The organism is Streptomyces sioyaensis, from assembly GCF_004122735.1.
In the GTDB taxonomy this organism is placed as follows: Bacteria; Actinomycetota; Actinomycetes; order Streptomycetales; family Streptomycetaceae; genus Streptomyces; species Streptomyces sioyaensis.
The window spans coordinates 27711-40379 of record NZ_SDIF01000015.1; the positions used below are offsets into that span (position 1 = coordinate 27711).

General features: G+C 72.1%; 6 protein-coding genes. 1 reads left to right on the plus strand and 5 read right to left on the minus strand.

Translation table 11 applies throughout. The features are described 5' to 3' along the window. Positions 1-54 precede the first annotated feature (54 nt). Positions 55-7485: a type I polyketide synthase gene (locus EST54_RS07910; protein ID WP_244942466.1), complete on the minus strand. Its 7431-nt coding sequence runs from the start codon at positions 7483-7485 to the stop codon at positions 55-57. A gap of 465 nt (positions 7486-7950) precedes the next feature. On the opposite strand from EST54_RS07910, the gene EST54_RS07915 reads away from it, so the two are divergent. After that, positions 7951-9033 carry a histidinol-phosphate transaminase gene (locus EST54_RS07915; RefSeq protein ID WP_129246445.1) on the plus strand — a complete coding sequence of 361 codons (1083 nt, stop codon included), beginning with the start codon at positions 7951-7953 and terminating at the stop codon, positions 9031-9033. Between the two features lie 95 nt (positions 9034-9128). Here EST54_RS07915 and EST54_RS07920 read toward each other — a convergent pair whose 3' ends face one another. The 4 genes from EST54_RS07920 to EST54_RS07930 all read right to left on the minus strand — a co-directional run bounded on the left by EST54_RS07920 (position 9129) and on the right by EST54_RS07930 (position 12631). Further along, positions 9129-9776, minus strand: coding sequence for an NAD(P)-dependent oxidoreductase (locus EST54_RS07920; RefSeq protein ID WP_129246447.1), 648 nt, complete (start codon positions 9774-9776; stop codon positions 9129-9131). A gap of 5 nt (positions 9777-9781) precedes the next feature. Continuing rightward, a complete protein-coding gene (locus EST54_RS34010; protein ID WP_154074009.1) occupies positions 9782-9949 on the minus strand; it encodes a hypothetical protein in 168 nt (55 codons plus the stop codon). 45 nt (positions 9950-9994) lie between these two features. Next, positions 9995-11206: an MFS transporter gene (locus EST54_RS07925; protein ID WP_129246449.1), complete on the minus strand. Its 1212-nt coding sequence runs from the start codon at positions 11204-11206 to the stop codon at positions 9995-9997. Positions 11207-11419: 213 nt separating this feature from the next. Further along, positions 11420-12631, minus strand: a complete 1212-nt coding sequence (locus EST54_RS07930; RefSeq protein WP_129246458.1) for a cytochrome P450 — start codon at positions 12629-12631, stop codon at positions 11420-11422. Between the last annotated feature and the right edge of the window lie 38 nt (positions 12632-12669).

Here is a 12669-nt window from a genome sequence, read left to right on the forward strand (position 1 = left end):
GGTGGCAGAGGATCGGTGGCGGACCCGCCCGGGAGCCGGCGGGGCCGCCCGGCGTCAGATGTCCCCCAACTCGGTGTCGATGAACTGCATCAGCTCGGCGGCGCTGGCCGACGCGAGCCCGTCCGCCTCAGCGACCGGCCTGGCGTCGAGTGCGGCCAGCCGGTCCAGCAGCTCGGTGAGACGGCCGGCCAGGGCCTGGCGGGTGGCGGCATCGGTGAGCGGCGACAGGACCCGGTTCTGGAGGTCCTCGACCACCTCCAGCAGCGGCCGGTCGGCCGGTGCGGCGCCGGCCGCGCCGAAATCGAGGTGCCCCAGAAGATGCCGCGCCAGCGCGTTCGGCGTCGGATGGTCGAAGACCAGCGTGGCGGGCAGCTTGACGCCGATGAGACCGGCGAACCTGTTGCGCAGTTCCACGGACATCAGGGAGTCGAACCCGATCTCCTTGAGCGCACGGTCGGGACTGACCCGCTCGGGTCCGGACTCGCCGATGAGTGCCGCCACATTGGTCTGCACGACCTCGGTCAGGGCGGGGAGCCGCTCGGCGTCCGGCAGTGCGGCGAGCCGCTGTGTGAGGCCCTGCGTCTCACCCTCGGGACGCCGGCCGTCCGACGGTGCCTGGTGCTCAGGGGCGGCCTTCTCCTCGAACGAGCCGAGCAACGGACTGGGCCGGGAGGCGGTGAACGCGGGCAGGAAGCGCGACCAGGTGATGTCGGCCACCACCGGGTCTCCCGTGCGGTCCGACATGATGCCCTGCTCCATGGCCTGGAGGGCGGCGGGCACCAGGAGAGGGGTCAGACCACGCTTGCGCAGTTCCCGTTCGTCGTGCTCGGTCAGCATGCCGCCGCCCGCCCACGGACCCCAGGCGACGGAGACCGCGCGCTTGCCCTGCTCGCGGCGGCGCCGGGCGAGTGCGTCGAGGCAGGCGTTGCCGGCGGCGTACCCGGCCTGGCCCGCGGCGCCCCAGACGCCGGAGATGGAGGAGAACAGGACGAAGTCGTCGAGGTCCGGCAGTAGTTCGTCGAGCAGCAGGGCACCCTCGACCTTGGCCGCCATCTGGGCCGCCAGCTCCTCGGCCCCGGTCTCCGCGATCCGCACGTCCCGGACCACGCCCGCGGCATGGACCACGGTGCGTACCGGGGCTCCCTCCGCTGCCAGGGCGTCAATCAGGCCGCTCATCGCGGCACGATCCGTCACATCGACGGCGACGGCCTCCGCCGTGGCGCCGAACGCGCGGATGTTCTCAAGCAGTTCGGTGGCGCCGGGGGCCGCCGAACCCTGACGGGAGAGGAGGAGAATACGGTCGGCGCTGCCCTGCTCGGCGATCCGGCGGGCGACGTGCCCGCCGAGACCGCCGGTCCCGCCGGTGATCAGCACGGTGCCCTTGGGCGTCCAGGTACCGGTCTGCGGCGCGGGCGTGGTCACGAGCCTACGAGCCCACAGCTGTCCGTCGCGAACGGCGAGTTGGTCCTCGTCGTCCTGGTCGTCGGCGCCGTCGTCGGTGAGGATCCCGGCCAGCGCCCGCCGCGTTGCGTCGTCGATCCGCTCGGGCAGATCCACCAGTCCGCCCCAGCGGTCGGGCAGTTCCAGTCCGGCCACCCGGCCGAGCCCCCAGACACCCGCCGCCCGCACGTCGGCGGCGGGGTCGTCGACCGTCCCCACTCCGACGGCGGCGCTCGTGACGCACCAGACCGGGCCGGTCGGGTGCCCGGCGACCTCGTGCAGGGCGGCGAGCAGATCCTCCGCGGCTCCGGCGCCGACCAGCACCCCGTCCGGCGCGGTCGAGCGGTCCCAGGAAGCGGCGGTGAGCGGGTCTTCGAAGAGGGAGCCGAGCGCCGGGGGCACCTCGCCGAGCAGGAGCCAGTTCCCGGGCACCCGGTCGGCCGTGGCGGCCCGCCCCAGTTGCCGCCACGTCTCTGAGAACCACCCGGTGCGGCCGGTCGCCCCCGCCGCTTCCAGCTGTGCGCGCTCGATGGAGCGCAAGATGAGGCCCTCCATGGCGAGGACGGGGGACCCGGCGTCGTCCGCGATCCACACGGCGGCGGAGTCGGCGTCCGCCCGGATCCGCACACGCAGCCGCCGGGCATCCGAGGAGAACAGGGACACGCTGTTGAAGGAGAACGGCAGCCGGACCTCGCCGGCCTCGTAGAGGCTGCCGGTGATCGGCAGGGCATGCAGGGCGGCGTCCAGCAGTGCGGGGTGGATACCGAACCCGTGCGGCTGCCGCGCGGGGAGCATGACCTCCGCGAAGAGGTCGCCGGCACGCTCCCAGAGGGCCTTGGTGCCCCGGAAAGCCGGGCCGTACTCGTAGCCACGGGCCGCGAGCTCCTCGTAGAACGAGCGGCCGACGAGCTGCCGCGCACCGGCCGGGGGCCAGACCCCGCCGGTCCAGTCGCCGTCGCGGAAGCCTGCGGTGTCGGCGGTCCGCGCCGCGAGGAGACCGGTGGCGTGCAGCGTCCAGTCGCCGCCGGTCTCCCTGGTACGGATCTGCAGTTCACGCTCGGCGTCCTGGCCCGGCCCCACCCACACCTGGAGGTCGCGGGGCTTGCCCTCGGCGAACACCATCGGCGCGCGCAGGACGAGTTCGTCGACCGACCCGGCGCCGGCCGCGCGGGCCGCTTCGAGCGCGAGCTCGACGAAGCCCGTGCCGGGCAGCAGCACCGTGCCCATGACGACGTGATGCGACAGCCACGGATCGCTGCCGGGTGCCAGCCTGCCGGACAGCAGCAGGCCGCCGTCACCCGGCAGATCCGTGCGCGAGGTGAGCATCGGGTGCGGCTGCGGATCCGCTCCCGCGGCACCGGCGGTGGCGTCCGACGCGGAGTCCCAGTAGCGCTGCCGCTGGAAGGCGTACGTGGGCAGGTCGCCACGGGGAGCGGGCGGCAGGAGCGCGGCCCAGTCGACGTGGGCGCCATGGGCATGGGCCCGGCCCAGCGAGGTGAGGACGGTGTGCGTCTCGGACCGGTCGCGCCGGGTGCTGGCCAGGACGGTGTGACCGGTCTCGATCAGCGGGGCCAGGGCGGCGTCCGGGCCGACCTCGATCAGGATGTCGGCCTCGGCGAGCTGCCCTACGGCATCGCCGAACCGTACGGCGTTGCGCGCGTGGTCGACCCAGTAGGCGGCGGTGTCGACGGGGTAGGTGGTGTCGGCGGTGGCACGGAGCGGGACGGTCGGCGGCCGGAAGCGCAGCGCCTCCACCACCGAGCGGAACTCGTCGAGGATCGGCTCCATGAGCGGTGAGTGGAAGGCGTGGCTCACCCGGAGCTCGGCGACCCGCCGGCCGCGTGCACGCCAGATCTTGCCCACGCGTGCCACCTCGTCGCGGGCACCGGAGACGACGACCGCCTCGGGCCCGTTGACCGCGGCGATTCCGACGAGCGCGGAATCGCCCAGTGTGGCCGCCACCTCGTCCTCGCCCGCGGCGAGGGCGAGCATGGCGCCCCCGCCGGGCAGGGACTGCATCAGCCGGCCCCGGGCCACCACCAGCCGCGCCGCGTCCGGCACCGTCAGCACCCCGGCGACCACGGCGGCGGCGATCTCGCCCACCGAGTGACCCACGACAGCCGTGAACGACACGCCCCAGGACTGCCACAGCCGGGCCAGCGCCCACTCGAACGCGAACAGCGCGGGCTGTGCGAACTCCGTCCGGCCCAGTAGTTCCGGATCGTCGGACCACATCACTTCCCGCAGTCCACGTCCGAGCATCGGGTCGAGGTGGCCGCACACCTCCGTCAACGCCTCGTCGAACACCGGGAAGTCCGCGGCCAGTTGCCGGCCCATCCCCGCGCGCTGCGCGCCCTGGCCGGAGAACACGGCCGCCACCCTGCCGGACCCGGCGAGCACCGGGGAGACGTCGCCGAGACCGGCCCGGACCTCCTCCCGGTCGCCCGTGACCACGGCGCGGTGCTCGAACGCCGTACGGCGCGTGGCCAGCTCCCGGGCGACGTGCGCCAGCGGCAGCTCCGGGTGCGACGCGAGGTGCTCCCGCAGCGCCCGCGCCTGCTCGCGTACGGCGTCCGGAGTCTTGCCGGAGAGCACCAGCGGCATCGCCACGTCCGTCCAGGGGGCGCCGGACTCCGCGCCCCGGGAGGTCACAGGAGTCTGCGGCGCGCACTCCTCCAGGATGATGTGCGCGTTCGTCCCGCTGATCCCGAAGGCGGACACACCGGCCCGGCGCGGGCGACCGTCGGCACGATCCCACGCGCGCTCCTCGGCCAGCAGCTCGACCGTCTCCGACGACCACTCCACCTCCGTCGTCGGATGGTCCGCGTACAGGCTGCGCGGCATCACACCGTGCCGCAGCGCCTGCACCATCTTCACCACCCCGGCCACCCCGGCCGCCGCCTGCGCGTGCCCGATGTTCGACTTCAAGGAACCGACGTACAACGGCCGTTCGGCGGGGCGGTCGCTCCCGTACGTCGCGATCAGCGCCTGTGCCTCGATGGGGTCGCCCAGCCGCGTCCCGGTGCCGTGCGCCTCCACCACGTCGATGTCCGCGGCGCGCAGGCCGGCACTGTCCAGCGCGGCCCGGATCACCCGCTGCTGGGCGGGGCCGCTGGGCGCGGTGAGGCCGTTGGAGGCGCCGTCCTGGTTGACGGCGCTCCCCCTGACCACCGCCAGCACGTCATGGCCCAGTCGCCGCGCGTCGGACAGCCGCTCCACCACCAGCACGGCCACGCCCTCGGCCATGCCGAAGCCGTCGGCATCGGCGGAGAACGGTTTGGAACGGCCGTCGGGCGCGAGCGCGCGGAGCCTGCTGAACTCGATGAACAGTCCGGGCTCGGCCATCACCGTCGCCCCGCCTACCAGCGCCAGGTCGCTCTCGCCGCGGCGCAGCGACTGACCCGCCAGGTGCAGCGCCACCAAGGAGGAGGAGCAGGCCGTGTCGAGGGTGAGGGCGGGACCTTCCAGGCCCAGGACGTAGGACAGCCGGCCGGAGACCACGCTGGAGGTGGTACCCGTCATCACATAGCCCTCCAGGTCGGGCCGTGCCTGGTGCAGCGGCCGGCCGTACGGCAGGCTCATGACGCCGGTGAAGACACCGGTCCGGCTGCCCCGCAGGGTCGCACTGTCGATGCCGCCGCGCTCCAGCGCTTCCCACGACGTCTCCAGCAGCAGCCGCTGCTGCGGGTCCATCGCCCGTGCCTCACGCGAGGAGATGCCGAAGAAGGCGGCGTCGAACTCGGCGACGCCGTCGAGCAGAGCGGCTTCGCGCTGGTACGAGGTGCCCGGCTGCGAGGCGTCGGCGTCGTACAGCGCGGTGAGGTCCCAGCCGCGGTCGGCCGGGAAGGCCGCGACCGCGTCCCGCCCTTCGTGCACCAGCTGCCACAACTCGTCCGGGGACCTGACCCCGCCGGGGAACCGGCAGGCCATGCCGACGATGGCGAGCGGCTCGTCGGGGTCGGCCGGCGCCGTCGCGGCCGGGGCCGGGGCCGGTGCCTCGCCACCGAGCACCACGCGCACCAGTTCCTGCGCCAGCGCGCGCGGAGTGGGGTGGTCGAACAGGATCGTCACGGGCAGCCGCAGCCCGGTCACCTCGACCAGCCGGTTGCGGACCCGCAGGGCGCCCGCGGAGTCCACCCCCAGCGACCAGAACGCCTCGTCCGTGCCGATGGCCCTCGCCGTCGGCTCGATGTGCGCGGCCACGGCGTCCGTCACGAGGCGGATGGCCTCGTCGACGCGTTGTGCCGGGGCACACCCGAGCAGGCGCTCGCGCAGTCCGGTGCCGGGCCCGGTGCCGCCGCTGCCGGTGGCGTCCGCCGTGTCCAGGCCGAGCCGGTAGGAAGGCAGCGTGACGCGGCGGGCGTCGGGCAGAACGGTGCTCCAGTCGGGGGCGACGCCGTGCAGGTGTGCCTCGGCCAGGGCGCGCAGGTAGCGGTCGTGGCCCGCGTCGTCACGACGCATCGTGTCGAGGACGACGACGTCGCGGCCGAGGTGCGCGGCGGTCTCCTCGATCGGCAGGGTGAGCACCGGGTGCGGGCTCATCTCCACGAACACCCGGTGGCCCTGGCCGAGCAGTTCCTCGATGACCTGCTGGAACCGGGCGGGCTCGCGAAGGCTGAGGAACCAGTGCTCGGCATCCAGCTCGCCGGTGTCGAGCGGATCGGTCGTGGTGGACGTGTACACGGGTATCCCGGTGGCGCGCGGCCGTACCGCGGCGGCCTCCTGCACGAGGTACTCGTGGGCGGGCTCCATGCGCCACGAGTGCCCGGCGATCCCGATGGGCAGCAGGGTGGCCCGCACGTCCCGGGCGCGCAGCCGCTCCAACAAGGCCGCCGCGGACTCGGTGGTGCCCGCGACGACCGTGGATCCGGGGCCGTTGACGACCGCGATGTCCAGGTCCAGATCCCACTCGGCGACCAGCGCGGTGACCTGCTCGGCGGGGAGCGCCACGGCGACCATCTCCCCGTTGCCCTGGAGCCGCGCCAGCGCCTTGCTGACGGCGGCGACCAGCCGCGCGCCGTCCGCCACGGTGAGCGCTCCGGCGGCGGTCACCGCCGCGATCTCGCCGAAACTGTGGCCCACGACCGCCGCGGGCATGACGCCGTTCGACCGCCACAGCTCCGCGAGCGAGACCATGACGGCGAACAGGGCCGGCTGGATCACCTCGACCCGCTCCAGCGGGAGGGCCCCGGAGAGCACGTCGTTGAGCTCGAAGTCCACGAACGGGCGCAACTCCCGTGCACATTCGGCCAGTTTGTCGCGGAAGACCGGGGTCGTCGCGGCGAGTTCGCGCGCCATCCCCACCCACTGGGCGCCCTGGCCCGGGAAGACGAACACCGCGGACTGTGGTCCACCGCTCCCGGCCCGAACCGCCGCGTCGCCCGCCCGGCCCTCGGCCACCGCGCGAAGAGCTGAGACGACGGCATCCCGGTCGGCCGCGGCGACCATCGCCCGGTGCGGCCAGAGCGTGCGTGCCGTGGCCTGGGTGAAGGCGGCGTCGGCCACGGAGATGTCCGTACGCTCCTGGAGGTGGGTCGCCAGACGGCCGGCATGGGCGCGCAGACCGGCCTCGGTACGGCCGGACAGCAGCAGCGGGACGGTGCCGGCAGTCGTGGCATCCGGGGCGCTCGTGCGGTCCCGGGGCCTGAGCGCGCGCAGCTGCGCCGCGCGCTCCTCGGCATCGTCGGAGAGCGGGCCGTAGTGCTCGGCACCGGCCGTCTCCAGAGCCAGCGCCACCGCCACGCCGCCGGTCTCGTCGTGGACGACGACCAGCGCGGGGCGATCCGCGCGCAGACACGTCTCGGCCGCCGCGAAGATCGGCCCGGAGTCCCGCGGAGCACGCACGCTCACACCGGGGATGTCGTCCCAGTCCGGCTGGTCCTCCTCGTCCGTCCGTGCGACCAGAACCACCACACGGCTGCGGGCGGACGGAACCACGTGGGCGTCCTCGATCGCGGCCCAGAGCGCCGGCGACACCGAAGCGACGCCGAATTCCTCCTGGCGGCCCACACCCACGACGACGACGCGCTGCATTCCTGCTGTCATACCGAACAACCCAAGCAAGAGGCGCCTGGCCGCAACACCCCTATCACCCCCGAATGCGGTGCGCGGGCTGCGGTTTGCCCATTCACCGGTTCGGTAATGCGCCGTCAGGGAATCAGGCGTGGCCGCGAGCGAATTCCCACAGAGGCTGGAAAACGTAGTGGCAGTGCGTGACGTGAGGGGGGCATAGGGGGTTGCCCGGCAACGACGCCGACCGGCAGGTTGTGGACAAGGTCTGACGATACCGCTGCTGGGACGGCGGGGGGTGAAACCAACGGGCCGTCAGCACCGGACGCCGTCGGCCACGTGCCCATTCCACCATGTGCGGAAGCGAGCGGAATCCTCAACCGCCCGCAACTCCGGCATGCCGATGTCCGGCTTCCGTTGCGCCAACGCCATTCCCTTGGCTCAGCGTCCCCTTACGTGTCTTCCACTCCATTCGATCTCAGGGAAGGTGTGTGTTCTGATATGCCAGGACCACGGCCGCGTCCAGAACTGCACTCCATTGCCGTGCACGCGGCGAGCCGGTCGGGCGGCGCGCCCACTGCGGAATTCACGCACCTGCTGGCGGCGAACGAGAACCCCTACGATCCGCTGCCCGGCGTCCTGGACTCGGCGGTCGCGGCCGCCAGGCGGTTCAACCGCTACCCGGATATCGGCTGCGCACGACTGATAGCCGCACTGGCGCGCACGTTTGACCTGCCGCCCACTCGATTCGCAGCCGGCGCGGGGTCGGTGGGCGTGATCCAGTCGCTCATCCAGGCGATGGCCGCCCCAGGGGACGAAGTCATGTATGCCTGGCGGTCGTTCGAGGCCTACCCCGTCATCACCAAGGCCATCTGCGGCGCGACCCCGGTCGCGGTTCCGTTGACCGAGGAGGGATACCACGACCTCGACGCCATGGCGGAGCGTGTCACCGCACGGACCCGACTGATTTTCCTCTGCACCCCCAACAACCCCACCGGCAGGACGGTGGGCCGCGACGAATTGGCGGAGTTCCTCGCCCGCGTTCCCGAGGACGTGCTTGTTGTCCTGGACGAGGCCTACGCCGAGTTCGTGTCCGACAAGGACGCGGCGGACGGCATCACCGTATGCCGCGAATACCCCAATGTCGCCGTGGTGCGGACCTTCTCCAAGGCATTCGGCCTGGCCGGATTGAGGATCGGGTTCGCAATCGCCCCGGAACCCGTCGCGGCGGCGCTGCGCACGATGGCGACCTATGGGGTCAGCCACATCGGGCAGGAGGCGGCAATCGCTTCCCTGGCCGCAACGGACGACGCCATGAAGCGGGTTGACCTGGTCATTGCCGAGCGGCACCGGATGGAGGACGCCCTGATCGAGCAGGGCTGGCCGGTCTCACGCTCCCAGGCCAACTTCCTCTGGCTCCCGCTCCGCGAGCGCAGTGCGGAATTCGCCGGCGTCTGTGCCCGTGCAGGTATCGGGGTACGGGTGCTTGCCGAGGACGGGGTCCGGGTCACTGTGGGCGCCCGGGAATCCAACGATCTCTTTCTGGCCGCGGCGGCGAATTTCCGGCTGGAGCATGACCAGTAGCCGTTCTCTGCGTGAGTCGGGTGGAAGAGGTGAACAACTCCCCGGGCGGCAGGGTGACTTTCCCTCGCGGGCCCCGGGGGAGCAGGAAAGCCAAATCAAGCGCGAAACGCGTGCTCGATGGGTGTCGCCCCGGTCGTGGCGTGCCACACACCCGTGATTCCCTGCGTCAGCACGGTACGGATCGCCTCGGCGCAGTCGCCTCGGGAGAGTTCGTCGCCGACCGTCGGAACGCCGTCGGGCCGGGCCCGCACGGTCCCCAGTGGGGGATCGTCGGTCAGCATGCCCGGGCGCAGCACGCACCAGTCCAGATCCTGCTCGCGCACCACCTGTTCGGCGGCGCGCTTCTCGACCAGGTAGGCGTCGAGCTGGTCGCCGAGGGCGGCGCGGTCCCGGGCGCCGGGCAGGTGAGCGCTCACCATGACGAACCGGCGCACGCCGCAGTCCTCGACGGCGGCGCACAGCTGAGCCGCCGGCGAGGACACCGCCGCGCCGAGCGAGCCCGGACCGGTGCCGGTACCGGCCGCCAGCACGACGGCGTCCGCGCCGCGGAAGGCCCGCTTCAGTTGCACGTCGAGGTCGGATCCGTCGGTGTCGAGCACGAACGGTTCGATGCGGGCGGCCCGCATGCGCGCGGCGTCGCTGTCCCGCAGGACCAGTCCGACCGGCGTGTCCCCACCGGCCAGCAGGGAGGACGCGAGCCGGCCGCCGAGACCGGTGGTCACCCCGAGAACGACGACCCGCATCGCGCTCACCCCCGCGCCCCGGCGTCCGCTTCGGACACCTCGGAGAGCAGCCGCGCGACCGAGCCGCGGTCGGCGGCCCGGCCGCGGACCGGACCGGCCACGGCGATCTGGGACAGCGGAAGCAGGGCGCGCAGCGACGGCACGTCGGCGCACACCCGCGGCGGACGGAACATCGGTGGACTCCAGTCAGACGGTCGGGGCCGTCGCGCTCGGCGCGCTCAACGCACCGAGGACACGCGGTAGATCAGCAGGCCGCTGACGAGGCTGGTGAGCCCGGCCAGCGTGAACAGGACCTGGTATCCGCCCAGCCCGTCGATGACCAGGCCGGCCAGCAGCGGCCCCAGGGTCTGCGGTCCGAACAGGCCGATGTTCATGATGCCCAGGTCCCGGGCGCGGTTCTCGGCCGCCGGCAGCACCGCGGTGATGATCGCCTGGTCGACGGCCAGGAAGGCGCCGACGCCGACGCCGAACAGCGACGTCGCCACCAGCGCGCTGGCCGTACCCGGCGCGATCGCGACGGCCGCGCAGCCCAGCGCCTGGCCGGTCGCGCCGCAGGCCACGAACACCCGTCGCCGGCCGAGCCGGTCGGACAGCACCCCGCAGAAGTAGACTGAGACCAGCGTCCACCCCAGGTAGACCAGGGTCAGCAGCAGAAGCACCTGCTCGGGGTGGGCCACCCGCAGCACGTCGGTGATGAAGTACAGCTGGTAGCTGGTGGCCAGCGCGTTGGCCAGATTCATCAGCACCCGGGTGCCGAAGGTCCAGGCGAACGCGGGGTTGTCCCGAACACTGGCCACGAACTCGCGGAGGCCGACACCGCCGTCGGGCCGGGTCGTTGTGGTGTCGCGGTGCTTGAGGACGAACGGCGCGGCCAGCACGAGCACGCCCGCCGCGAGCAGCAGGTAGCGCGGCAGGTCGCCGGTGATCGCGGTCAGGCAGAACAGACCGACCACCACGCCGATCGTCTGCGGCCCGAACATCGCGCTGGAGACGGTGCCGCGCTGGGCCTCGGGGACCTGGTCGGCGACCAGTGCGGTGAAGCCGACCGTGGCCATGCAGAAGCCGATCGAACACGCCAGCCAGGACAGGCCGATCCCGGTCCAGTCGGATTGCAGGCCGGTGGCGACCAGGCCGCCCGCGAACAGCGTCGCGCCGCCGGCGACCCAGAGCCGCCGGCGGCCGAACCGGGACCGGGTCCGGTCGCACAGCGTGCCGAACAGCGGCAGCGTGAACAGGGCGACGACGCCGCACACGGCGTTGATGACGCCGAAGTCGGTGATCCGGCCGGCCGGGTCGACCCGGGCCAGCTGGTCGGGCATGGCGAACTGCTGCGGCACCAGGTAGGCCATCCACAGCCCGAGCCATGCCAGGGAGTATCGGCCTATCCAGGCCCGGGACATGGACCTGGCAGGAATGGTCTTTTCCATCATGACGGTAGTCCTCGGTCGACTCATCAGGCCGGCGGTCCGGCCGGCGCCCCGGCTACGCAGGAACGCGTACGGACCGGGACACAAACGCGTGCGGCCCGAGAGGGGAACATCAACGCGACCGGCAGGGCGCTCGGGTGCGCCCTGCCGAGGAGCGACAGCGGACGAAGCGCGCGCAGGTGCGATGCTTCGGAAACCACCGTCAACAGCCGTGCCTCACCACGTGACGGGAAGCTCCCGGACGCCCTGCACGTCGAACGTGTTGCGGAATACCAGCTGGTCGAAGGGGACCGCCAGCCGCAGCTCGGGGATCCGGCGGAACAGGGTTCCGTACACCACTTCCAGCTCCATGCGCGCCAGTTGCTTCCCGATGCACGTGTGGATGCCGGCCCCGAAGCCCAGGTGCTGTTTGGCGTCCCGCCGGACGTCCAGGCTGTCGGGATCGGTGAAGACCTTCTCGTCCCGGTTGCCCGCACTGATCAGGCAGATGATGCCGTCGCCCGCCTTGATGGTCTCGCCCGCGATCTCGATGTCCGCGGCCGCCACGCGCTTGGACGAGAACTCCGTGACCACCGTGTAGCGCAGGAGCTCCTCCACCGCCGCCGGTACGAGGTCCGGGTCCTCGATCAGCGCCGCCGCCTGCTCGGGATGCTGCAGCAGGGCCAGAATCCCGTTGGTGATCATGCTCCTGGTGGTGTCGAGAGCCGCCGCGATCAGCGTGACCGACTGGGTGAGCACGGACACCCGCGACAGCTCGCCCTTCTGGTAGTAGCCGACCAGGTGGCTGATGATGTCGTCGCCCGGTTCGTTCTCCCGGTGCGTGATCAACTCGTCGATGTACGCGAACAGTTCGGCGCGCGCCTCCATGGCACCCTCCAGCCCGGAGTCCTCGTCGAACAGCCGGGGAACCAGGCTGATGAGGCGCTTGTCGGCCGGGGGGACACCCAGCACCCATCCCAATGCGGTGGACGGCACCGGCATGGCCAACGCCGGGACCAGGTCCGTCGGCCGAGGACCCGCGAGAATGTCGTCGATGAGCCCGTTGACGAGGGCCTCCACGTCACCACGCATGTTCTGGATCTTCTTGACCAGGAATCCCTGGCCCAGCATGCGCCGCATGGCGGTGTGCTCGGGCGGGTCCATCCGGCCCACCGGCTTCACGCCCCCGGTCAGCACGACGGTCCGCGCTTGCTCACTCAGCCAGGGATAACCGGGCTGCGTGTTGTCGACACTGATACGCGGGTCGGTGAAGATCGAGCGGATCTCGTCATACCCGGTGATCAGCCACACTTCCTTGCCGTCCCACAGCCGCGCTTTCGCGACCGGCCGGTCCGACCGCAACTGAGCGTATTCGGGGGGCGGGTCCAAGGGACAGCCCTTCGCCTTGGACATGGGGAAAGCGGGGAGTTCGGACGAGCGCTGTGACATGGGTGTTCCGTCTCCTAGCGTAGGCAATGAGGAGTTGT

Coding starts and splice junctions, on each gene's coding strand:
- EST54_RS07910 (WP_244942466.1), bottom strand. CDS start 7,485: ATGACAGCAGGAATGCAGCGCGTCGTCGTCGTGGGTGTGGGCCGCCAG.
- EST54_RS07920 (WP_129246447.1), bottom strand. CDS start 9,776: ATGCGGGTCGTCGTTCTCGGGGTGACCACCGGTCTCGGCGGCCGGCTC.
- EST54_RS07915 (WP_129246445.1), top strand. CDS start 7,951: ATGCCAGGACCACGGCCGCGTCCAGAACTGCACTCCATTGCCGTGCAC.
- EST54_RS34010 (WP_154074009.1), bottom strand. CDS start 9,949: ATGTTCCGTCCGCCGCGGGTGTGCGCCGACGTGCCGTCGCTGCGCGCC.
- EST54_RS07925 (WP_129246449.1), bottom strand. CDS start 11,206: ATGATGGAAAAGACCATTCCTGCCAGGTCCATGTCCCGGGCCTGGATA.
- EST54_RS07930 (WP_129246458.1), bottom strand. CDS start 12,631: ATGTCACAGCGCTCGTCCGAACTCCCCGCTTTCCCCATGTCCAAGGCG.